Annotated in this window: 19 protein-coding genes; 6 read left to right on the top strand and 13 right to left on the bottom strand. The window is 40.0% G+C overall.

Translation table 11 applies throughout. From position 1 onward, the window contains the following. Positions 1–18: 18 nt before the first annotated feature. The 4 genes from argB to ABN702_RS08520 form a co-directional block, all read right to left on the bottom strand. On the bottom strand, positions 19–813 hold the full coding sequence (gene argB / locus ABN702_RS08535) for an acetylglutamate kinase (protein ID WP_417900277.1): 795 nt from the start codon (positions 811–813) through the stop codon (positions 19–21). Between the two features lie 13 nt (positions 814–826). After that, complete coding sequence (gene argJ / locus ABN702_RS08530) at positions 827–2,068, bottom strand: bifunctional glutamate N-acetyltransferase/amino-acid acetyltransferase ArgJ (RefSeq protein WP_417900276.1); 1,242 nt, start codon at positions 2,066–2,068, stop codon at positions 827–829. A 21-nt stretch (positions 2,069–2,089) separates the two neighbouring features. After that, positions 2,090–3,127, bottom strand: coding sequence for an N-acetyl-gamma-glutamyl-phosphate reductase (argC, locus tag ABN702_RS08525; RefSeq protein ID WP_417900275.1), 1,038 nt, complete (start codon positions 3,125–3,127; stop codon positions 2,090–2,092). A gap of 112 nt (positions 3,128–3,239) precedes the next feature. Beyond that, entirely contained in the window at positions 3,240–4,376 is a 1,137-nt protein-coding gene (locus ABN702_RS08520) for a M20 family metallopeptidase (RefSeq protein WP_417900274.1), read from the bottom strand. A gap of 378 nt (positions 4,377–4,754) precedes the next feature. On the opposite strand from ABN702_RS08520, the gene ABN702_RS08515 reads away from it, so the two are divergent. The 3 genes from ABN702_RS08515 to ABN702_RS08505 all read left to right on the top strand — a co-directional run bounded on the left by ABN702_RS08515 (position 4,755) and on the right by ABN702_RS08505 (position 9,047). Further along, the gene (locus tag ABN702_RS08515; RefSeq protein ID WP_417900273.1) at positions 4,755–5,732 is read left to right on the top strand and encodes a Gfo/Idh/MocA family protein; all 978 of its coding nucleotides are present in this window, start codon (positions 4,755–4,757) and stop codon (positions 5,730–5,732) included. Between the two features lie 799 nt (positions 5,733–6,531). Continuing rightward, positions 6,532–7,320: a hypothetical protein gene (locus ABN702_RS08510; protein ID WP_417900272.1), complete on the top strand. Its 789-nt coding sequence runs from the start codon at positions 6,532–6,534 to the stop codon at positions 7,318–7,320. A gap of 89 nt (positions 7,321–7,409) precedes the next feature. After that, positions 7,410–9,047, top strand: coding sequence for an AMP-binding protein (locus ABN702_RS08505; protein WP_417900271.1), 1,638 nt, complete (start codon positions 7,410–7,412; stop codon positions 9,045–9,047). Between the two features lie 492 nt (positions 9,048–9,539). Here ABN702_RS08505 and ltaE read toward each other — a convergent pair whose 3' ends face one another. Next, positions 9,540–10,574 (bottom strand): low-specificity L-threonine aldolase, encoded by a 1,035-nt coding sequence (gene ltaE, locus ABN702_RS08500; RefSeq protein WP_417900270.1) that lies wholly within the window; start codon positions 10,572–10,574, stop codon positions 9,540–9,542. 124 nt (positions 10,575–10,698) lie between these two features. Here ltaE and ABN702_RS08495 point away from each other — a divergent pair, with 124 nt between their 5' ends. Together ABN702_RS08495 and ABN702_RS08490 are read left to right on the top strand one after the other, a co-directional pair. Then, a complete protein-coding gene (locus ABN702_RS08495; protein WP_417900269.1) occupies positions 10,699–11,931 on the top strand; it encodes an MFS transporter in 1,233 nt (410 codons plus the stop codon). A gap of 72 nt (positions 11,932–12,003) precedes the next feature. After that, a complete protein-coding gene (locus tag ABN702_RS08490) occupies positions 12,004–13,065 on the top strand; it encodes a DUF3900 domain-containing protein (RefSeq protein ID WP_417900268.1) in 1,062 nt (353 codons plus the stop codon). A 254-nt stretch (positions 13,066–13,319) separates the two neighbouring features. Here ABN702_RS08490 and ABN702_RS08485 read toward each other — a convergent pair whose 3' ends face one another. From ABN702_RS08485 to msrA, 6 genes are all read right to left on the bottom strand, one after another. Next, complete coding sequence (locus ABN702_RS08485) at positions 13,320–14,417, bottom strand: Ger(x)C family spore germination protein (RefSeq protein WP_417900267.1); 1,098 nt, start codon at positions 14,415–14,417, stop codon at positions 13,320–13,322. Then, positions 14,407–15,531 (bottom strand): GerAB/ArcD/ProY family transporter, encoded by a 1,125-nt coding sequence (locus ABN702_RS08480; protein ID WP_417900266.1) that lies wholly within the window; start codon positions 15,529–15,531, stop codon positions 14,407–14,409. Before ABN702_RS08480 ends, ABN702_RS08485 begins: the two co-directional genes overlap by 11 nt. Further along, on the bottom strand, positions 15,512–17,041 hold the full coding sequence (locus ABN702_RS08475; protein WP_417900265.1) for a spore germination protein: 1,530 nt from the start codon (positions 17,039–17,041) through the stop codon (positions 15,512–15,514). Before ABN702_RS08475 ends, ABN702_RS08480 begins: the two co-directional genes overlap by 20 nt. Before the next feature lie 491 nt (positions 17,042–17,532). Then, the gene (locus ABN702_RS08470) at positions 17,533–17,922 is read right to left on the bottom strand and encodes a VOC family protein (RefSeq protein ID WP_417900264.1); all 390 of its coding nucleotides are present in this window, start codon (positions 17,920–17,922) and stop codon (positions 17,533–17,535) included. A gap of 21 nt (positions 17,923–17,943) precedes the next feature. Continuing rightward, positions 17,944–19,131 carry a DHH family phosphoesterase gene (locus tag ABN702_RS08465; RefSeq protein WP_417900263.1) on the bottom strand — a complete coding sequence of 396 codons (1,188 nt, stop codon included), beginning with the start codon at positions 19,129–19,131 and terminating at the stop codon, positions 17,944–17,946. Between the two features lie 51 nt (positions 19,132–19,182). After that, positions 19,183–19,728, bottom strand: a complete 546-nt coding sequence (gene msrA, locus ABN702_RS08460) for a peptide-methionine (S)-S-oxide reductase MsrA (protein WP_417900262.1) — start codon at positions 19,726–19,728, stop codon at positions 19,183–19,185. Positions 19,729–19,972: 244 nt separating this feature from the next. Between msrA and ABN702_RS08455 the strand changes: the two genes are divergently transcribed. Next, complete coding sequence (locus ABN702_RS08455; protein WP_417900261.1) at positions 19,973–21,508, top strand: hypothetical protein; 1,536 nt, start codon at positions 19,973–19,975, stop codon at positions 21,506–21,508. A gap of 471 nt (positions 21,509–21,979) precedes the next feature. On the opposite strand, the gene ABN702_RS08450 is transcribed toward ABN702_RS08455, so the two are convergent. Both ABN702_RS08450 and recQ read right to left on the bottom strand, forming a co-directional pair. Beyond that, positions 21,980–22,192: a hypothetical protein gene (locus tag ABN702_RS08450; protein ID WP_417900260.1), complete on the bottom strand. Its 213-nt coding sequence runs from the start codon at positions 22,190–22,192 to the stop codon at positions 21,980–21,982. Positions 22,193–22,286: 94 nt separating this feature from the next. After that, a complete protein-coding gene (recQ, locus tag ABN702_RS08445; RefSeq protein ID WP_417900259.1) occupies positions 22,287–24,443 on the bottom strand; it encodes a DNA helicase RecQ in 2,157 nt (718 codons plus the stop codon). Positions 24,444–24,536 lie beyond the last annotated feature (93 nt).

The raw sequence follows: 24,536 nt of genomic DNA, 5'->3' as shown, positions 1-24,536 counted from the left end.
GAAAGAACCTTAATAGAATCAGCCAATGTTTATCATTGCCTCCTTTAAATAAAAAGTGGTACCTACGCCTTTTCCCTGTACGAAGTCCTGGAGAATATGCTCATTAGCCCCATTAAGAATTACTACTTCTTTGACACCTTCAGTTAATGTTTGAAAGGCTGCTTGGACTTTCGGAATCATTCCACCTGTGATGATTTGATTTTCTATGAGTCGATCAGCTTCCAATTCGGATAAAGTATGAATGACCTCGCCATTCACGCATACACCATCTACATCAGTGACGATACAAAGAGTTGCCTGCAGTGCCTTTGCAATCGCTGCAGCTGCAGTATCTGCATTGATGTTATAGCTTTGACCCAGTTTATCGACTGCGACCGGTGAAACGACCGGTATCAGATCACTTGCAATGAGCTGTCCCAGGATCTCTTTTTTAACCGAGACAATGTCTCCTACCAGGCCAAGATCCCCTGCGTTATCTATTGGTTTCGCCTCGAGAAGCATCCCATCCACCCCACTGAGGCCAAAAGCTTTTCCTCCAGCTTTTATGATGTTTCGTACAATCTCCTTGTTCATGCTGCCTGAAAGAATCATCTCTACCACTTGGAGTACAGGCTCTGTCGTTATACGAATACCATCAATGAATTGACTCTGAATCTTCATAGCCTCTAAATGGGATGAGATGCTCGGTCCTCCTCCATGAACGAGTACAGGCTGTACCCCCTTTTGCTCTTTGATTTTCACAAGATCCAGATAGAAAGAAGGTGGAACCTTATCCATAACACTTCCGCCGCACTTGACTACCAAATATTCCATTCTCCCACTCCTTTTATGTTCTATATGAGGCATTGATGCGGACATAGTCATATGATAGGTCACAGCCCCAAGCAGTAGCTTTTTCATTCCCCACTCCAATTTGGACAGAAATCTGTATTTCCTCATTTGATAGATAGTTTTTTGCTTCCTCTTCTGAAAACCCATACGGCAAACCTTTTTCCACCACTTTGATTGACCCTATACTTACGCTGATCAAATCGGGATCGAGTGCGATGCCGCTGTACCCGATGGCAGAGACGATCCGCCCCCAGTTTGCATCCTCCCCAAAAATTGCTGTCTTCACGAGACTGGAGCCAACAATAGTTTTGGAGATTCTTTGTGCATCCTGTTCTGTAAGAGTTCCTTCTACAGTCACTTCAATCAATTTGGTCGCACCTTCGCCATCTCTGGCAATCTGTTTGGCCAACGATAAGGATACCTCTTGCAGCCCTTCCACAAAGAGATGGTAGTCCGGATCATCCTCATGCAGAAGTTCGTTATGCGCCAAACCGCTTGCCATTACGATGACCATGTCATTTGTGCTCGTATCTCCATCAACTGTGATCATGTTGAATGTTTGTGTTGTTACACTTTTAAGCGCCTTTTCCAAAGCTTTTTGCTCAATATGGACATCTGTTGTGATAAACCCGAGCATGGTTGCCATATTTGGATGAATCATTCCTGAACCCTTTGCAGCCCCGCCAATGGTAATGACTTTATCTTTGATCTTTATTTGCACACACTCGTTTTTTGTAAAAGTATCGGTAGTGAGGATCGCCTCTTCAAATTCAGCTGCATTGTTGTTATCTCCTATGCAGATTACCTGGTCAATGCCATTCAGCAGTTTTTTTATTGGCAGCTGTTCACCAATTACCCCTGTGGATACGACTGCCACATCCTCTTCCTCTAATCCGGTTTGGTTGGCAAAGCTTTTTCTCATCATGTACGCATTTTGCAGACCTTCATCACCAGTTATTGAGTTGGCATTTCCCGAATTGACGATGATGCCTTGCAACTTCCCGTTTGAACCTATACTTTCCTGGGTCACCTTAAGAGGGGCTGCCTGAAAAAGATTTGTTGTGTAGACGGCTGTGGAATTGGCAGGTACATTGCAATAGATCCAGCCCAAATCCCTTCTTTTGCGCTTGATACCGCAATGCAGACCTCCTGCAGTAAACCCCTTAGGGGAACAAACACTTCCACCCACCACTCTGACCCATGTTTTCATCTCTTTTACCGTCAAATTTGCGTTCATATTATCCGTCCTTTCGCTTATCTATGGATATACAGGGGTAACCGTTAATCCAGTCTCTTCCGGCCACCCGTTAAGTACGTTCAGATTCTGGACAGCCTGACCCGCCGCCCCTTTCACGACATTATCAATCACAGAAACTATGATAAGCTTCTTCGTTCTCTCCTCCACCTTGATTCCGATATCGCAATAATTTGAACCTAGTACTTCCTTAGTTGCCGGCCATGTGTCAAGCGGTCGAATTCGAACGAAGAAATTGTTCTGATAATATTCCTCATATTGTTTTAACAGTTTTTCTGTCGTAGTTTTCACTTCCAGATCTGCATACATCGTACACATAATTCCTCTTGTCATCGGAACCAGATGTGTAGAAAAAGTGATGGGATGTAGTGTGCCTGAAAGGGCAGAGATAGACTGTTCAATTTCAGGTATATGCTGATGAGAACCCAACTTATATGCTTTCATGTTTTCATTGATTTCACCAAAATGTGTTCCCAAAGAAGCTTTTCTTCCAGCTCCAGATACACCTGATTTTCCGTCGACTACAATGTTCTCCGGGGATATCCATCCATTTTCCAATGCAGGCGCAAGACCTAAGAGTGTTGCAGTCGGGTAGCAGCCAGGATTGGCAATCAACGTTGAACCCACTATTTCGTCACGGAAAATTTCCGGTAATCCATATGCAGCCTTTTGTAAGTTTTCGTTGGATGCTTGTGTATGTTTATACCATTTCTCGTATAATGCCCCATCCTTTAAACGAAAATCTCCCGACAGATCGATACAAGTAATCCCTTTATCAAGGAATGCTGGAATCAAATCTTTGGATATCCCGGATGGTGTTGCAAAAAACATCAATTCTATTTTTGAAGCTGCTTCATTTATATCCAGTTCTTCAATTCTATCCTCGACAACCCCTTGCAGATGAGGGTATTGTTCACTTATCAGCTTGCCGCTCGAAGAATGGGAAGCAAGATAATTCAGTTGAGCATACGGATGTTGTTGCAACAATCGTATCAGCTCCACGCCGCTGTATCCATTAGCTCCGATTATTCCAACATTCATTTTTCATCACCGTTTCCTCTCGCTAATAATATGAATCATTATAACTTCGTATGTATAAAAATACAATCCTATTTTTTAAAAAAGACGCCTCTTTTTAAAGAGACGCCTTTACTTATTCTTCTGAAAGCTTATTTATTGTTTTTGCAAGGAGTTCTATCCGTTCTATGAGAGAAGGTATCTCCAGGTATTCCGCATCACTGTGGGCATTTCCGCCAACCGGGCCCATGCCATCGATGGTTGCCACTCCCATTGCTGCAGTAAAGGAGGCATCAGACCCACCTCCTGTTGAGGTATCTTTCACTTTCAGACCCATCCCAACACCAACATCTTCTATCATATGGAGCAAGGAGGTGGTTTGGGCATTTTTCTCCATAGGCAGGCGGTTCATCTTTCCTTCCAGATGGATTTCCGTACCTTTTACATCGGTTGACGCACAAATGGATTCTATTTTTTCTTCTATTGGTTTTGCTTGTTCTTTTTCTGAAATGCGAATATCCACTTCTGCCATTGCAGTATCTGAAACGGTATTAACCGAAGATCCACCTTCAATCAATCCCACATTGACACTGATTCCCTTCTCATGATCCGTCAAATCGTGTAAACGGATAATTTTGTATGCAAGCTCTTCAATTGCACTTCTTCCTTTTTCCGGTTCGATCCCAGAATGGGCCGCTCTCCCCTTTACACTGATGGTATAGTGGCCTTTTCCCCTTCTGGATGTAACAACAGATCCGTCTTTTCTGGCCGGCTCCATCACTAAAGCGTATTTCTTTCCAGCCGCTTTATTCTCTATCAGCTCTTTGGAGGATGGCGAGCCGATTTCCTCATCGCTATTCAGTACAATCATGACATCCTGATATGCTTTGGAGTGAAACTTTATTAGGGCTCTCATAGCATATAAAACCGCCACTTGACTGGCTTTCATATCGATTACACCAGGTCCATATGCGCGGTTATCTCTAATTTGAAATGGGCGGTTCTCTGCGGTACCCTCCGGAAATACAGTATCCATGTGGGCTATGATAATCGTTTTGGGGTTTTTTGCTAGTGGGTGTTGGATGATTAAGTGGTTGCCATATTCCTCTTGCTTGATTTCCTGTACAGCAAAACCCATGTCCCGATATTCCTTCATGAGTATTGCCCCGATCTCATCCACTCCTTCCTTATGATAGGAACCGCTATCGATATTTACCATTCTTTCTAGTAGCTCTAGCATTTCATCTTGTTTTTCCAATAAAAACTGACGCATTTTCCAATCGCTCCTGACTTGATTTGCACAAATTGATAGTTTTTCATCTCTTCTCTATTACCATTATAGCTCTAATATGAGCATAATATCCTATATTTCATTTATTCTATTATTTTCAAAAGTTTAAACGTAGTAAATTTAGGAAGCAAACAAATTAAAACTTGAATTTCTCTCACTAATGTGTTATATTAATTTGGCGATGAGCTGAATTGTGTAAGTCGATATTCACGCTACTTGTAGCAATGCATGAATGTGGTCATGCAGATTATCGCCTCAATACGCAAAGAAGACACCTTCAACGGTGTCTTCTTTTTTTGTCTAATTTCTGTTATTATTATAAAATTGTACCAACACGCTTACATAAAGGAGTCGTTACATATGCGATTTGGAATAATTGGAACCAACTGGATTACAGAGAGCTTTATCGCCGCAGCAAGTGAAGTGGAGGGCTTTACCTTGACTGCCGTTTATTCCCGTACAAAAGAACGAGCTGAAGACTTTGCTGTCAAATACGGTGTAGAACACATCTATACTGATTTAAATGAATTTGCTTCCAGTGATAAATTCGATGCAGTCTACATTGCCAGCCCCAATTCCCTGCATAACGAGCAGGCTATTCTCTGCATGAGAAACAAGAAGCATGTACTCTGCGAAAAACCGATAGCTTCTAATACAAGAGAGCTTCAAGAAATGATACAAGTCGCCAAAGAACAAAAAGTTCTGCTTATGGAAGCACTAAAGACAACCTATCTGCCGAACTTCCTCACAATTAAGGAGAACCTCCATAAGATTGGGAAAATCAGAAGATATTCCGCTGGCTACTGTCAATACTCTTCACGGTATGATAAGTATAAGGAAGGCATCATACTAAATGCTTTCAAGCCTGAATTTTCCAATGGATCATTGATGGATATAGGCATTTATACCATATATCCAATGGTCGTTCTTTTCGGTGGGCCATCTGCGATCAAGGCACATGCTGTGATGCTGGAATCCGGTGTTGATGGACAAGGAAGCGTCCTGTTCGAATATCCAGGAATGGAAGCTGTAATCACCCACTCCAAGATTGTCAATTCTTACATGCCGGCTGAAATTCAAGGAGAAGAAGGAACCATGGTGATAGATAAAATCCATACTCCTGAAAAAGTGCAGATTTACTATAAAAATGGCACGTCTGAAGATATCACTGTCTCTCAAAAATCAAATTCGATGTTTTACGAGGCGTCAGAATTCATGAAACTCGTGCAGAATGGCGAATTTGAACCAACCATAAACAGCTTTGCCAACTCCTTATCCACGCATAGAATTCTAGAAGAAGTAAGAAATCAGATAGGATTGGTGTATCCTGCTGATTGATCTTCCATTAAGTGAACGGCTCTCCATATGGGGGGTCGTATTTTATTTCCCAAGCTTTGTCCCCTACTTTCCCTATTAAACTATCGCCTTTTCTATTAAAGAATGAAAAAATGGTCATTGCATAGAAGATGTTTGTCCAGTCTCTTCCTATTCTCTCACATAGTATGTGGTGAAGCAGGAAAAGGAGGTGTGTGAATGGTAGACCGTAATGGGGGGTTTTAATAATGAGCGATATGAATACTTGGTTGTTTGGAACTAGAGGGGGTTCTTCCTGCGGTTACGGGAGCAACTATTGACACAGATATTGTCATCAACATTCAATTGCTGCTTCAAATACTATTAGCTCTTGTAGTACGTATTGATATTCTGTAAATCACAAGTAAACAAGCTTTAATCCGCCACCTGCACGACCCACCTATCTTCAACTTCTTAATTTTCTATGGAGACTGCCGCCTACAGTCTCCTATATAGGGAAATAAAAAATGATGTTTACACCTCTTCTTCAGTTATCAAACCACATCAGAATATAGCTACAGCAGAAGACCCAAAGTAGGGGTCTTCTTTATTTTTCCTTTTGGATCTTTTCGTAAAATTGATTGCTTTTAGAAAAGAATGTTTAAATCCACGTTATATTTTTGTATATATTTTCTAACCACAATCAACGATCAATGCGAAAATAACCTTTTATTTTTACTAGGCAAAAGCCTACATTCCAGTAGTAATTAGCATTTATGCCAATTATACATATGATAAAGTATCCCCATTCTCTCTTTAATTCATATAAATAAGGAGTGTTACGATGAACGAGGACGAACAGTTAAAACCTTTTCCGAAATTGTATGTGGATTCTACCATAAATGACAGCAACCAAAGTTATCTTAGAAAAAACTATCTGCTGGAGTTATTAAACATGCAAGCCCAAACAAATGACACCCTCTCCAATTCCGTGTCTTCTGTACATGAAAAATTGGAAGAAACAAAGTCCAATCAGCTGCAGCAATTTGAAAGTATTCTTACGAAAATGAACGTACAGCAAGAGGTTAGTGATCATCTGAAAAATGAAATTCATTTGAATGATCTAAACAATAAAGAAGTTATGGAGCGGTTAAAGACACTTGAAACCATGAACGGCGAAGTAAGCAGGACGCTTGAAGAAGAACGATTAATGAGCCAGGCAACTATAGACCAGCTTTGTTTCCAGGAGGATTTGACAAGAAAAATACACAATAAACTGGAAGACTATGAAGTTCTATATATAGATATTCAGAAAAAAATGAAGGAACAGGAAGCCTTTTATGAGCAAATAAATCAGCAACTGCAAATACAGGATATGTTCCACCAGACAGTCATCCAGCGTATGGACCAGCAAGATGCCAATACAAAGCAGATTGAGAATAAAATGGATAGCCTCCGAGACGCATTGATGGGGAAAATTGAAGCTGCTATCGTTTATTTTGAAACAAAATATAAGCAATCGCTCTTCTTCTTGGGAAATCTGTTGACCACTAAGGAAAAACGTTTCATTCACAGGATTCCTGTGCAAAAGGAAGAACCGATTCAAGAAAAAGGAAAAATTCATAAGGTGTAGCTGCTTTAAAGGCAGCTATCCTTTTTAAATTGATTTTTCAGAACATTCATACTAATATTTAAGTATCACATGAATTGGGGGTATCTTAAATGGCAGAAATCGTACATAAAACAATTGGCGAGCTATTGGATGAAACTGCAGAAAAATTTCCGGCAAAGGAAGCTGTCGTCTATGTACAACAGAACCTGCGCTATACATATCGGGAGTTCCAGGATATATGCAATACGGTAGCAAAAGGTCTTATGAGCATGGGAGTGAAAAAAGGTGATCATATAGCGATCTGGGCATCCAACAAACCAGAATGGGTCATTAGCCAATATGCCAGTGCAAAAATCGGAGCAGTACTTGTAACTGTTAATACAAGCTACCAATCCCAAGAACTCGAATACCTCCTGAAACAATCCGATTCTACTACCCTCCTTCTCATGGAAGAATTCAAAGGGGTAAGTTATCTTGATATTTTCAAAGACATCTGTCCTGAGGTTACGGAGCAGCTCCCCGGTGAATTGTTCTCTTCCCGGTTTCCGAAGCTGAAAAATATCGTCTTCCTGGGAGACGAACCTCAGTCAGGAATGTATACATGGAATCATTTATTACGAGCCGGGGCTGAAATTTTAGATGAAGCCTTACAGGAAATACAGCAAAGCCTCGCACCAGATGAAGTAATCAATATGCAATATACATCAGGTACAACCGGTTTTCCAAAAGGGGTCATGCTCACTCACTCTAATATAATCAATAATGCCATCAATGTCGCAGAATGCCAGCGCCTGACAGATGCGGATAAGATCTGTATCCCTGTCCCTTTCTTTCATTGCTTCGGTTGTGTGATGGGTACCCTTGCAGCGGTCGCAACCGGTGCAACAATGGTTCCTCTCGTTACATTTGACCCTTTGCTTGTTCTAAAGGCGGTGGAACAGGAAAAATGTACAGCTCTTTACGGTGTTCCAACCATGTTCATTGCCGAGCTGAACCATCCTCAGTTCCACGACTATGACCTTTCTAGCTTACGAACCGGCATCATGGCCGGCTCCACCTGCCCAACAGAGGTTATGAAAAAAGTGGTCCATGAAATGGGGGCTCGGGAAATCACGATAGCGTACGGACAGACAGAAGCATCACCAGTTATTACACAAACTAGACCTGATGACAGTATTGAACGAAGAGTTTCCACTGTGGGTAGGGCACTGGAAAATGTAGAGGTGAAGATCATCGATCCCACAACGGGAGAAACCGTTCCAAACGGTGTCCAAGGCGAGCTTTGTACAAGAGGATATTTGGTGATGAAGGGCTATTACAAAATGGAGGAACAGACCATCTCCGCAATTGACTCGGATTCGTGGCTTCATACGGGAGACCTCGCCACAATGGATGACGAAGGATATCTCCAGATTACAGGCCGGTTGAAAGACATGATCATCCGTGGTGGAGAAAATATCTACCCTCGTGAAATTGAAGAATTTCTCTACACGCATCCCAAGATTTTTGATGTACAGATTGTTGGTGTACCCGACGAAAAGTTCGGAGAGCAGGTTGCCGCCTTCATCAAAGTGAAAGAAGGAGAACTACTTTCCACTGAGGAAGTAAAAAGCTATTGTTCTGGGAAAATATCACGTTTTAAAATTCCGTACTATGTTGAAATAGTAGATGAGTACCCGATGACAGCGTCCGGAAAAATCCAGAAGTTCAAGCTGAAGGAATATGCAATGCGGGAGCTTGTGAAGTAAACTTTTTATATATGTTGGAGGATGTCCAGAAAGTCAATACATGGCTTTTTGAACAGCCTCTTCTGTGTTTCAATCCCTTTTTGGAATTGCGGTGGCTCCATTCTATTTGTCTTTTTGTGCGTGTTTGCTTATGAGAAGGCCATTAGTTGCGTTCTATTGACCTTTTTGAGCATGTATCCCTGTGAGAAGGCCATTAGTTGTGTTCTATTGGCCTTTTTGAGCATATATTCATGTGAGAAGGCCATTAGATGCCTTCTAATGCCATTTTGCGCGTGTATCGGTGTGAGAAGGCCATTAGATGCGTTCTATTGACCTTTTTGAGCATGTATCCCTGTGAGAAGGCCATTAGTGGCTTTTAAAAAGCGACCTTACGTTTTATTAAATCTCTGAGTGGATCGAATGTAGCGGTGTGGAATAAGAACAAGAAGAATTTGCAAAATCGCTAGAAGAGTAGAAAAAGGGAGGACCACCATGAGGCTCTCCCCTCTCCCCTTATATCTTAAGCTCTGCCGTTACTTCTCTTATCGCCTCTACAGCTTTCTCCAGATCTTTCCGGCTCACATCATAATGTGTTGTCAATCTCACCTGTGTAGGTCCGAAAGTTACGGCAAGGACTCCTTTATCTTTCAATGCAGCTACAAACTTGTCTGCAGAACATCCAAGACCGCCCACTTCCAAGACAACGATATTGGTGTCCACTGAGTTGGAAATAACCATACCATCAATCTCTCCAATTGCATCAGCTATAAACTTCGCATTTTCATGGTCCTCGAAAAGTCTGTCCGTCATTTTAGTCAACCCGACCAATCCGGGTGCTGCGATGATTCCGACCTGTCTCAAACCTCCCCCCAGGCGTTTTCTCCATTTTCTTGCCCTTTTTATGAATTCCTCTGAACCTGCAAGTATGGAACCGATAGGTGCTCCAAGCCCCTTCGACAGACAGATCTGAACTGTATCACTATACTGGGTAAATTCCTGTATGGAACAATTTGCGCCCGCTGCAGCATTGAACAGCCTTGCCCCGTCCACATGCACTGGGATTTGATGAGCCTTTGCATGCTGATAGATAGTCCGCATATTGGATGCAGGAACAATAGCCCCACCAGCACGGTTATGGGTATTTTCGATGCAAATCAAGCCGGTTTCAGGAAAGTGCTGGTCCTCTACCCTGATGGCTGCGAGCACATCGTCCGGATTCATTGCCCCGTTTGTACCTTTGATTGTCCTAGTTTGAACCCCTGCCAAAGCTGCCACAGCCCCAGATTCATAATAGAAAATATGAGAATCAGCCTCCAGCAATATTTCATTACCTGGTCTGCAGTGAGTAAGAACAGCAATCTGGTTCCCTTGAGTGCCGCTTGTTACAAACAACGCAGCTTCCTTTCCCAGTATTTCAGCCGCTCTCTCTTCCAATCTGCGAACAGTAGGGTCTTCTCCATACACATCATCCCCCACTTCCGCTTCATACGCAGCCTTCCTCATTTCTTCTGTCGGTTTTGTAATGGTATCACTTCTAAGATCTATCATAATGAACCTCCATTGGGGACAGGTCCCTTGTCCCAATTTATTTCGCTTTCCGTAAAAAACGATACCTTTTGCACAAAAAGTCATGCTATGATAATCATAGTTCAGCGCAAAGGAAGTATTCAATATGTTAGCTCAAAAAATTTCTGCCCCTAAAGAAGAAAACAAAACAGTCTATTCCATCCTGTTCATCATCGGCCTAGTACATCTGTTGAATGATGCGATCCAATCGGTTGTTCCAGCCATGTTTCCGGTGCTTGAAAGTTCAATGGGACTGACATTTACGCAAATTGGCCTGATCGGATTTGCGTTAAATGCAACCTCTTCCCTTATCCAGCCGGTAGTCGGATTATATACAGATAAGCGACCTTCGCCTTACGCTCTTCCAATAGGTCTGATTTTTTCCTTTATTGGTATTGTAGGCCTTGCACTTGCACCTACATTCTGGCTCATCATTATCTCTGTCATGTTTATCGGGATAGGCTCTGCCACGTTCCACCCGGAGGGTTCGAGGGTAGCCTATATGGCAGCAGGAAACCGGAGGGGATTGGCACAATCAATCTATCAGGTCGGAGGTAATTCTGGTCAGGCGCTTGCTCCGCTGATTGCAGCATTTTTATTGGTCCCATTCGGACAATTTGGTGCCATATGGTTCACCCTAGTTGCCGGTTTTGGGGTGTTTCTATTATTTTATATTGCCAAATGGTATAAAATGAAGGTATCAGAATCAGCTGCAAAAGCCCCGGTTAAGAGAAAAACAGTTGCCAGCAATAAACAGCTGGAACAGAAAAAGCTTGTCTTATTCTCTATAACCCTATTAATTTTTCTCGTTTTCGCCCGATCCTGGTTTCATGCAGGAATAACAAACTTCTATCCCTTCTATTTGATTAAAAATTACGGTCTGTCCATTGCCGAATCCCAGATCTATATTTTCATCTTTCTTGGAACGGGAGCCGTCGGGACTTTCTTTGGAGGACCGCTTGCCGATCGCTTCGGGAAGAGAAACATGATACTCCTCAGTATGCTGGGTTCTGCACCGTTGGCTTTTCTACTTCCTTATTCCGGGCCGATGCTCTCCTATGTACTATTGGGTATCATCGGTTTCATCATCCTTTCCAGCTTCTCTGTAACTGTTGTGTATGCACAGGAGCTTGTTCCAGGGAGAATCGGACTGGTATCCGGCCTTATCGTTGGCCTTGCATTTGGTATGGGTGCAGTCGGTTCAGTAGCTCTTGGTATCCTCGCTGACTGGATAGGTTTAAACAATACAATCATGTTTGCAGCTTGCCTTCCATTGATTGGATTACTCACCTTCCTCCTTCCAACAGATCAGAAGTTGCGGGAAATGAATGGAGATTGACCCAACGAGGTCACTTCCCTATACTAGTAAAGTGATTTCCAAAAGATAATAAATTGAATTAGGTGATTAATCTTGGATTTTGATATTCAATCTTTAGCCTTCTATGTGATTGAAATTGAAGGAACCGGCGATAATGCGAAAAAGCTTTATAAGCAAATGGCAACCATTGATGAAGCGCAGTATCAGGAGAGCCCTTTAAAATCTTTTCTGGACGGGGAACTAATGAAAATCTCCAAACGCAAGGTGGACCGACACCCCAAAAGTGATCAGGTGCCAACAAAAATTGGACGTTTCACTGTGGAACCGGGGTATGATCTTGGATCGAATCCAAACTATAACCTATTCCATCGCATTAAATTTGCAGAAACAATGGAACAGTTCTCCAAGGCAAGTGAAGAAGTCGCAGCCACTTATACAGACACTACTGCAGTCAGAGGCGGGGTGTTGATCATTGCACGTGCCAAGTTGAATAAGTATTTTGATGAACCATTCGTCTTTGTCTTAAAATGTGACTTTGAGCAGAAGGTAGCATCCATCACGGACGAGAAAACATTGATACATAATGTACAAATGGCTATTACCACGAAGAATATGAAGTCCATTCAGTACCCTTTCATGCCTGAGGAAGGGATAGTGGAGGAAGGCGAATTGAAGATCCATCAATCCTCCCATTCCCGATATTTCGAGGATTTCCTGAAATATGTGGAGTATGGGGAATCGATGCCTGAGATCATCAAGACGCAAGTAATGGGAATGGTGCATCAGGAACTAGCAGAAACCTATCAGGATGAAAGTGAAGAAAAAGAAAAAGCTGAATCTGCAATGGAGGCTTGGGCAACTAGTCCGAAACGGGAACTGCAGGAACGCTGGTCGGATGAACAGGTAATCGAGGCTTCCTCAAGCATCATTGAGCAGACACCTGATATAGAACTCAAGTTCAAGCTCGACCACCTTTCTGTAAAAGGTCTCCTTGTCGACTATGGCGAAAATATTCATATCGCAAGGATCAATAATCGGGTAGTTGTTCTGTTAGAGGGAGATTATCTGCAATTCGAAAAAAATGTCTCCCCTGTCGAAATGCTGAAACCCAGCGATCTAAAGCTGATTGTTGAAAAGCTGGAACGGAAAAATTAAAAGGTTCTCTTTTGTTGTACAAAATGAAAAAACAAACAATGTAAATCACTTACTTATAATCACATGAATAAACGTTGTAATTAGAAATAAAAACAACTTCAAAAACGACCAGGTTTACCTGGTCGTAATAACCCCTATCATAAATGAGCTCTCTCCCCTCCCACCAATCGATGGGGTAAGGCCCAATAAATTCCGAAAGAATATCAACCATTATTATATTGTCGCTCTCCCATACCACATATTAATTTCCAATTTCATTTTGATTTTCCTGTATTAATCAGATCTACTTTTACTTTAACTTTAAAATTCAAGTTAGAGTATGTCTTATTCCAATTCAGCCTGTTCCATTTTTCATATGATATTCTATTGCGTACAATCGTTCCTATTCCAATAGGATCTGTCTGATATTCTTGTAATTTGATTAACAACTTTTTTGAATTTGTTATTAAATAATGTTCAACCTGTTTTTCCAGCTGTCTTTGATACTTTTCTTCACTTAAATCCATTGCACCTGTGTATTCAAGGACGCTTCCTTTTAAATCTAGAATTAATTCGACCGACATATTTCTTGTGTCCACTTTATTATCATTTTCGGAATTGATGCCACTTAAAAAAAGCTGAAAATTCCCCCCTGACTCTTCATCATTAATATTTATCATTAATTTGCCATCATTGACGTCTTCACTTAATAAATTTAGGATCTGTGTTTCACTTAAATCTAGGAGTGTAACATATTGATCTCCTTTAAAAGTACCCAATCCTTTAAACTCAATGTTCTCGCCTTCAGATGAAAAAACCGGTAAAACCGGATCGATACCATCGTCGTAATAATCTCTTAAAAAACGATATTTATTTGTATTTAACACTTTATTTTGATTGCCTAATTTCTCGATGAACGTATAAAGGTATTCAGCATTATCTTTAACAGAGGGTATCTTTTTTTTAAGAAGTTCTTCTCCTTTTCCCTCCACGATCGCAAATTTTACTCTAGCTCCGAATTCTGGATCCCTTTCAAACGTCTCAACAACATTCATAAGTCCATTTTTTGAAAGTTCATCCCCAAAAAGAATCGTATTCTGCCCTCTAACTAGTTTTAAATTTGTTGAATATTGAAGTTTGGTGAAGGTGTCATGAGTTGATTTTCCATTAGCAGTTAGAGTCTGAGTATCAAACGTTCCTTCTTTAGAAACAGTGGGAAATAGCACAGTTGTTTGTATTGGATTTTCTTTACTTTCAGACATATCGAAGGCAACAGATTGAATAATTCCTAAATCTTCAATAATATTACTTGTTCCACAACCTGTTAAGAACAAAATACATATAGCGATCAATACAGTAATTTTAATTTGCATGATCTGTCTCCCTACTAAAACGGTTTTTAAGGATTTGAAAAAAAAGGATGCATAGCACAAAGATAGGTAATGCCCATGCTATACCAATTGCACAATAACTCAGCCACTTTAACCACATTTCGACATCCACCAAGGTATCTGGGACCATTGCGAGGATAAAACCACTTGCTAGTATTATTAAAATCCAAAAATCAGGCTTAATACTTTTAATAATATTTCCAAAAATTTGCTGAGCTCCCCAATAATAGATTACAATTGTTGATAATACTTTGAAAGCAAAAACGCAAAAGCAGAGATTTTCGGCACGTGTAAGGAAAGGAACTTCTGTGTATTCAAACAATGTCATAACTGGGTATTTATCATTTAAAATTTGATCGAAGCTAAAAAAGCCATAGCTTAAAAAGAGAATAATAAAATAGATTACCGTGGATATAAAATTCCCAATAAAAAGAGCCTTTGTCCATTTTTTTTCAACCATCGGGAAAAAAAGTATGGAAACTTCAATACCCAAAAAAGCTGAATAAAGATGAAGTGCACCCTTGAAATAATCCGTTTCTCCTTTAAAAAAGAAAGTAGTAAAACGTGCAAAATCAAATTCTGGAAAAAGATAAAAAACTAAAAAAATCATCAGCTCCACGAAGAAGAATAAAACCACAGTTGCTTTTGCTATCTTGTAGATTCCACCTCTTAATAATTGAAAACTAATCAAAGTAAATAAAATGATTAAAAGTGAGTCAGGAAAAGCTGGAAGAAACATCAATTTGAATATGAAGATATATTCACTCATAATCATGCTTGCTATCCCAATCCAAACACAAATGATAAACAAATAGATGGGTACCATTACCCATTTGGGAACTGAAGCCTCAATGATTTCAAAAATTGACCTACCTTTACCCAGCTTATAAATTATTGCAATCATCATAAGATTAATATTAACGAGTACGAAAATGAAAATAATACTTAACCAGCCATTAGTTCCAAAGTATTCGGCAGTTATTCGAGGTAAACTATACAAGACGAGACCATTTTGAATCATCATGATTAGTATAGATAGTTGAAGTGGATGGAGTCGTTCCTTCATATTATCACCTTTAATTCCTCTCTTTTTCACTATCGTTTTGCATCAAAGATTGTGCTGGTTGCCCCTTTCTTATTTTGTAAAAAGGCCCTCTCACAATACTATCCAACCAATCTTTGAAAAAGGTAGGAGAAATCGGCATAAAATAAGGTGAAGATAAATTTGTTAGCCCAGTTAAGTGGACGATTAATATTCCAAAGGCGAAAAAAATGCCAATATTGCCCAAAAATCCCGCCACTAAAATAAATAGGAACCGAACGATTCTAATGGAAGCACTCATAATATAACTCGGGACTATGAATGAAGCAATGGCCGATATAGCTACAACTATTATTAAGATATTACTTGTAATTCCTGCTTCAACAGCTGCTTGGCCAATCACAATACCTCCTACAATTCCAATTGTTTGACCAATTTTTGTAGGCAGTCTCGCACCCGCCTCCCTTAGCAATTCAATTACAATTTCTAAAAATATTGCTTCAACGATAGGCGGAAAAGGTACTCTACTTCTTGACTGCATAATGCTTTGAAGTAGGGATTGTGGAATCATTTCGTAATGATATGTAGTTATAGAAACATAAAAAGCAGTGAGTATTAATGTTATAAATAAAGCCAGGTATCGAAGAATCCTAACCCCTGTTCCGATAATCCAACGCTGATTATAGTCATCTGGTGACTCAAAAAAATCAACAAAACTAGAAGGAGTACAAAAAATGTTTGGACTATCATCGACAAGTCCGATTATCTTTCCAGCGTATAGTTTTGTCACAGCTATATCTGGCCTTTCAGTGGTATAAAATTGTGGAAATGGTGAAAGTTGATGATCATCAATTATTTGAATCAAAATATTGGAGTCCGTTAGGGAATCAACTTTAACTGATTGAATCCTTTCTTGTATATGATTCACAAATTCCATTTTTGCAATACCCTCAATATAGACTAAAAGAACTTTTGTTTTTGAAATTTCCCCAACAGATAACTCAATCATTTTTAAGCGAGAACTTCTAACTCTTCTTCTAATCAACGAAACGTTCGTTTTTAATGCCTCATTAAATGAATCATGAGGCCCATTTATTACTGTTTCTGTTTCAGATTGTGAAATGGAACGTTTCTCGACTCCAGATACATTTATTAAATAAGTATTCTCTCCCGCGAACATAGAAACATTGCCATCTAATATTCCATTTATCACATCTTCTAGATTACTTTGACGTTTAAACAGAGATTGTTTAAAAGATTTTTCTAAATCCTTGAATGACATTTCTCTTAAGGGTGAAAGTATTTCCCACTCTAATGTTTGTGAATCTACTAATGAGCTTAAATAAATAATGTGAATTTCGTCCTGATTAAACGAACGATGAACAAGGTCAAAACAATCCCTTAATTCTGTAAGTGTATTTGTAAAAGTAGGTTCTGCAATTGTTTTTTCATTAGAAGGTTGTGTATTACTATTCAAATGGCCAGTATTAGGTAGATTAACAAAATCTGTATCTATATCCTGTTGGAAGATAATCTTTTTTACTTTTGATCGAAATCCACCCATTCAAGTACCTTCCTTTTATCCAAATATTATCTCTATTGTTTGCCATTAATTCTCAAATATACGTATTTAGAGGTCTGAAGATGATTTAATATCCTCCTATTCGATCAATAAAAACCCATTTTTTAAATAATAGTGCAACCCCAAATTTTATAGGCGCTGCATACTTTCTTACTTGTTCATTTTTGGTGGCTAGTCGCAATGTTTTTTTCTGTTTTGTTCTCCAAAAGTGCACCAATTACAAATACTTTAGAATCCTTTATTACCTATTAGATGGAATATTAATCCGGTATTTGTGGCAACTTATGCCTATCAATTAGTTGGGGTGAGCAAATGGATTGGTGGACATTCCTACGCTATGCATGCTCTATTTCGGGTATGATTTGCCTTGGTTTTACCTATGCATATATGATTAAGAGTTCAAAAAAGAAGGAAGAGAATCATAAATAACATGAAAAAGCAGGAGTCCATTGACCCCTGCTTTTTCATGTTAATCAGTTCTTCTTCTCGAAAAGCTCGATCCGTTCTCCGTCAGGCCCTTCAAAGAAAATATATCTAGGTCCATTGGGAAGTGTGGTGATTTCATTTTCCACGAATCTGACATCCAGATTCTGCAGACGCTGGTATTCTTTCTCGACATCATCCACCGTCAAAGCTATGTGATGTACCTTGCCTTCTGCAGGCAATGCATCATTATACCCCGCAATCAATTCAATTTCCGTTTCTCCGTCCACCTCAAAGCCCAAAAAAGCCAGCTTTATTGTCCCATTCGGATGGTCCAGCTCCCCTTTCAACTTTAGCCCAAGGGTATCTGTATAGAATGAGATGGATTTTTGGATATCCCTCACCATTATTCCTACATGCTCAAGACGTTTTATTGCCAACGTTAATCTCTCCCTTCCATTTTAATTGCTGCGTAGGCGACGGATATTTTCAACGAGGAACGTCACATATTCCTCATCCTTCACCAGCCATGCAGCAAAGTTTCTCTTAATGTATTTTTCCGCATCCTGGAATGACAGAAAGCTTTTCCCCAGCAACTGTTCATTATTCTCAATCTCCCATGAACCATTTTCTCTTGGAATCAGGAATAGAATGCCCTTTGACTTGGATTCATACAGAACCCCGTTTGGAGATTCCTTGATATTGAATACATTCTTGTCTGCATCTGATTTCAAAGGATCCAATTGGAATGATTCTGCTACATACAGCTTATATGCCGCTTCATTTAGATTGCATCCTGAAGCCTTCGCATGGCCGCCTCCTTCAAATTTTCCAGCTACCTCCGACACATCCACATCATCATGGATCGTTCGAAGGCTTATTCTTTTACTTCCCATATTGATCATTGCAATATAATCAAGGTGGGGATTATCTTTTCCCAGTGCATTGCCTAGCTCCGACAAAAACGATTCTGCATACACGATGCCAGCCCATAGGTTTCCAACCTGTTTTTGAACAAGCTCTCTTTTTTTACGTCGCAGGTACTTTTCCATCTTTTTTTCTTCCATATTCAATAACTGGTCTTCAAGATCATCAAACCGAAAATTCGTTAAATCAGCGAGCTTTGTAAGCATTCTTTCTTCAAATTCTTCAATTGACATCATATATAGGAGATCATTTAACCTTTTAGCTTTTAGATTTTGGTTTCTGTCCCATTCCCATGTATCATATTGTCGGACGAGCTCCACAAACTCATGGATTGCTTCGGTTCTTTCCAATAGCTGATGTTTCTGGAGATACTCAAAAAACAGAGATGTTGCACTTGTTAAGCGTCCATCTTCATATTCAACTTGTACAAAACCCCAATCATACTCATTTAGGAAGAGCGCCGTTTTGTGGTGATCGATAAACTGAATCTTGCCCCCTGCCTTGTTAAGGGAATCCAGCTTTTTGGCATTTTCTTCATGGACCGATAAGTCCGTTATGTATATAGTGTCATTGGGAATGGCATGCTCAAGGTAATTGGCAACCTGATAATTCAAGCTCCCTACCGAATTGTAGTGAACATCTACTTTTTCCTTAAACGCTATTTTAGCCAGAATCCCACAGCCAACCCCGTCCAAGTCATTATGTGTAAACAAGTGGATCATTGCAATCACTCCTTTTTTGAACGAAATAGAGGCCGAAAAAACTCGACCTCCTTATTTAGTATATTCTGCTCCCCAATGCTCACTTATATGAGCATCTCTTCCGGACTCCACACGTTCCTGTTTATATTTTTCCGGATTTTTTTTATAGAAGGCCTGATGATAGTCTTCGGCAGGGTAGAAATCGACTGCTGGAATTATTTCGGTTACAATCGGCTTTTTAAATCGCCCGCTTGCAGCAAGCTCTTTTTTGGAATTTTCCGCGAGCTCTCTTTGTTCATCATTATGATAGAAAACTGCGGTTCTGTACTGGCTTCCTCTATCAAAGAATTGTCCTTCGTCATCGGTTGGGTCAATTTGTGGCCAGTATAGCTCCAGTAATCTTTTATATGGAAACAGCTCAGGTTCAAACTCAATCTGGACAGCCTCATAGTGACCTGTATCCCCTTTTTTAATATCTTCATAAGAAGGATTGACAGTATCTCCTCCCGTATAGCCTGAAGTCACGCTGATAATACCGGGCATTTCGTCAAAAGGCTTTACCATGCACCAGAAACAGCCTCCTGCAAAGGTTGCCAATTCCGTTTTTACATTTGTCATAAGATGAACATCCTCTCTGAAAAGCAATTATGTATTTGATGGAATTTTACACTAATTATATAGTTGATACAATGAATTTGTTCTCACTTAGTTTACATAACAAAATTATGATAAAAAATATAAACTTAATCTTTAAACTTTTTCGTGGTTGCGTTTACATACATTTACTATCCACCCGTTGTATTGTACGATAATCCTTTGTGTCAAAAAAACTTATCTATTATAGAACGATTGGAGTATCATTATGCAAATACTAGAACAAATTACACACCTGCAATTAATGAACCAGTTTTGGCTTCTTCTCCTCTTTTTGATTCCCGTGGTTTTGATATCAAGAATGTCAGTGGCAGGCACACGCTTTTCGCCGATCTTAATCATTGTTATTTTAGGATTATCTATGGGTTACCTATTGGTTTCCACAGGAGTTGCTACACCTGGACTTTTGGAATTCCCACTGGTTGACTTTATGGCAAGGACGACCATAATTGCTTTGATTGTCTCATTCTTTGTAGGCGGCCAGGAGCTTCGGAAAATTCTTGGAAATAAAGATTTAGAATCCGAGGATATCATCACTCCGTCTGATGAGGAAACAATTCTTGGAACAAATCGAAGTCAATTCATTTTTATTATTCGTGCTTTTTTCCTTCTATTCGGACTCGAAGGATTGACCCGACTATTGCTCAATGATGATAACAGTATTTTCAGCAGCACGTATCCATTGATTGCCTATATCGGTATCATTGGAGCAGTTCTTTTTGTCGATAACCGTGCAAAGATTAATAACAAACATCAGTATATTCGTAAAGGGCTTCTTGAAATGGGGAGCATCGTTCTCGTATTGGTGCTTTCCTTTCATATTGCTACTCTAGTAAAACCTATCATTGCACTTCCGCAGATATTCTTTGCCATGATGATTTCTGCTGCTTTGGGGGCAATTTTGTATAATTGGACATTTGGTCCTACTGTCCGAGCTTTGCTATATGCCGGTATTCCAGTAGTACTCGCTGCAAACTTCATGGTTGGTGGCTCGAGAATCGGTGATGCTTTTTCAATTTCTGGAATGAACGCGGTATTGGCATACGGTTTTTTCGGCCAGCTGTTTTGGATGTTTGGCGGAATAGCACTTGTCATGTTTTTTGCCAAAACAGCTCACGCACGTAACTTAGCACCTGGTATGGCTGGTTCCTTATCTCATTCAGGTTTGACCGGAGCCTGCACAGCAGGTGATTTCGGTTCCACTGCTGCAAAAAGGGCGCCAATCATGATTAACATCCCATTTTTCGGGCATATTTTCGTATTTTCCGTTTTGGCGATCAGTGCAGAGCGTGGAAGTCTATGGATCTGGCCATCGCTATTGATTGTTGCAGTTGGTATTGGACTCACTGTTCTTTCCTTGATAAATTTGAGAAAATCAGCCGGGGAAGACAAGAAAGAAGTAAAAGCCTTGATGCAATTTTCATTTGGCTGGCAGATGTGTGCCGTGTTTGGCGGACTCGCACTTTTAAGCCTTAGCTCGATGAGTCTTGATTATGCAGCAATGGCTCAATCTTCTGCCATTTCTCACTTTGGCCTGTTTGCAGCCATACAAGGAGGAATGTTTGGTACTGAAGCTTCTGCCCTGATTCCTTTCATCTTCTCCATGCCATTCCTGGTTCACCCATTGGTATTTTACATGTTTGGTAAAGCCATGGAAAACAACGGTGAAATGCCGATCAAACCAGTATATATTCTTGCATTAATCGGTGTTGCCGGCGTTGCTTTTGCCATCTTTGGTTTTTAAAAGCTAAACTATATAACACTTAAAAAGAGGCCCTAAAGTCTATAAAGGATGACTTTAGGAGCCTCTTTTTTAAATATTTTAAATATTATAGATGCAGATTTGTTAGAATGATTTTGGATATTGTTAGAATGAAGCCCAAAATTGTTAGAATGATTGTTACATCTGTTAGAATGTTTAGTCTTTCTGTTAGAATGATGTACAAATCTGTTAGAATAAGGTAGAAATTCCTGCAATGTTTCTTCCTCGAAGGTACAATTCTACCAAAATCTTCTTTTTTACTAGCAATTGGGGCATTTATTCTACCAAACACCTCAATATTTCTGTTATACAGTCCAATATTTCTACCAAGCCCTAAAAACCGAACAAAGTGCTGCCAGAAAAGTCAGCAAATATACTTTTCAGACAGCATCTTTTTGGGCTATTCCTGAACATTTTTATTATAGTAATCTACGGAGTACATCGCACCTTCACTTACCATTTTGTTGTCCTCGATATCCTCTGGATCCGGATTTCCAGCCTTTTCAATTGGCAGATTTGATTTTTTATGGTTAAAAGAGACGATTCTGCTTTTGATTTTTTGGTCATGGATACTAATTTTTCCCTGCTCGGATTATATGCAATCAATCCCACACTTGTTAGCCCTGCGCCTAATAATAGATACGACTTGAGTGGACGATTATTCATTTTACATAAACCTCCTATTAAAATGTTTTATGATTATTCTATGTTTATACCCCCTACGGGAGGGATAAAACATTGAGGAAGCCATGAAGACCATTCAACTTATTCCATGCTTGAACATGACGGCCTTGATCGCCATATAATCCACTTCTTCCGGCAGTGCTTCTTTTATTGGTTTCAGTTTCTCGGAACCAACCTCTTCCACCACTTGGATGATTACATCTTCAAATTCACGTGGAATGAAAGTATCCCAATCTATTTCCACGTCTTCCTCTTCTGCACATTTGAAAAGATGATTTTGAATGGTGATGGCACTCATCTTTCTTTCTTTTGCTATTTCTTTTATGGATAGCCCTTCCATGAAAAGCTTATAAGTAAAAAGATGACTAGGTTCCCCTGAGGATGTTTTATTTCGGCTACCGACTGATGATGGCTTGCGTTGCGAAGACTCCATCACGTTCGCCGATTTATTTATTTCGATGCCATTCTCTGTTACGAATCGGGTTATTTCTTCTTCAAATAGCCTGCCAAACTTCTCATATTTCTGTTCTCCTACCCCTTTAATCTCAAGCATCGCATCCTTATCCTGAGGATAGAATTTACTCATTTCTCTCAGTGTACTATCGGCAAATACAACATAAGGCGGTATCTCTGCCTGTTGTGCAACCTTCTTTCTAAGCGCTCTTAGGGCTTCAAATAAATCACTGTTTTCAGAGATTCTCTCCACTGTCTCCTTCAATTTCAACAGGACCTTCTCTTGGTTTTTTAAAACAGGTACAGCCCTCGAGCCTAGTTTAACTATAGGGTATTGGCCTTCTGTAAGAATCAAATATCCTTCTGCAATCAGGATATTAATCAAGTCAACAAGTTCCTTTTCTGTATAATTGCTCATCAGTCCATAGGTAGGCAACTGTTCGAAGCGGAATTGCTGGATTCGCTTATCCTTGTAGCCCTTGAGCACTTTTGCAACAAGAGTGGCACCGAACCTTTCATTCATCCGGTGGATACATGAAAATATCTTCTGTGCCTCAAGCGAAATATCCTGCTCGACATATTCATCTGAACAGTTGCTGCATTTACCACAGTTTTCTTGTGGGTCCTCACCAAAATATCTAACAATATAGCTCTGCAGACACTGCTGTGTATAACAGTAATCCATCATAGATTGGAGCTTTTGGTATTCCTGTTGCTTTCTTTCGGGAGATCTGATACTTTCTTCTATCAGAAATTTTTGTAACTGAACATCTCTTGCATTGAAGAGAAGAACACATTCACTCGGTTCTCCATCACGTCCTGCCCTTCCCGCCTCCTGATAATAGGATTCCACTGTTTTAGGCATATTGTAGTGAATGACAAAACGGACATTCGATTTATCGATGCCCATACCAAAGGCATTGGTGGCAACCATGATTTTTACCTGGTCATAAAGAAAATCCTCCTGAAACTGTCTTCGTTCATCTTCTGTCAGTCCCGCATGATACTTCCCGACCGCAAAGCCTTTTTCACTTAAAAGACTGAATAGATGATCCACTTCTTTTCTTGTGGAAGCATATACAATACCAGCTTCTTCTTTATTTGCTTTTAGAAACTGTTTCAGGAACGACTCTTTATTTGTGCCCCTTAAAACGGAAAAAGTCAGGTTTTCCCTTGAAAATCCCGTCACGAAGGTATTCTCGGGATCAATGTTCAAAATGGAACTGATGTCATGGATAACTTCCTTCGTAGCAGTTGCAGTGAATGCTGCAATAATCGGATTTCCTGTGAGCCCTTGTATGAACGTACCCACTTCCCTGTAGCTCGGCCTGAAGTCATGTCCCCACTGTGACATACAATGGGCTTCATCCACCGCTACAAGTGAAATGGGAGTATGTTGAAGAGCGCTCATAAAATCATAGGAATCCAGCCGTTCCGGTGCCAAATAGACCAGCTTTACTTCCCCTTGTTCCATAAGCCTTAAACGATGCTGTACTTCACCAGAGGAAAGCGAACTATTGATGTAAGTCGCCTTTACTCCAATGCTGTTTAGAGTATCCACCTGGTCTTTCATTAGGGAGATCAGCGGAGAAACGACAATAGTTAATCCATCCATAAGCAAGGCTGGAATCTGATAACAAATGGATTTCCCTCCCCCGGTTGGCATGACACCAAGTGTATTTTTCCTATCTAATATGTTTTGGATGATTTTCTTTTGTCCAGGCCTGAAATCCTGATAACCGTAATAATGTTGAAGTAGCTTTATAGCTTGTTCGTACATAATGCACCTCTTTTGCAAATGTTAATTGGAAGATACAATGGATTGGGTTTTATTCGTGGGAAAGGAAGAATAAGTGGGAGAAGATCTACCACT

Source organism: Bacillus haimaensis (assembly GCF_048270625.1).
Classification (GTDB): Bacteria; Bacillota; Bacilli; order Bacillales; family Bacillaceae_I; genus Sutcliffiella_A; species Sutcliffiella_A haimaensis.
The sequence above is the reverse complement of the archived record's forward strand: the minus strand, read 5'-3'. Positions and strand labels throughout refer to the sequence as shown.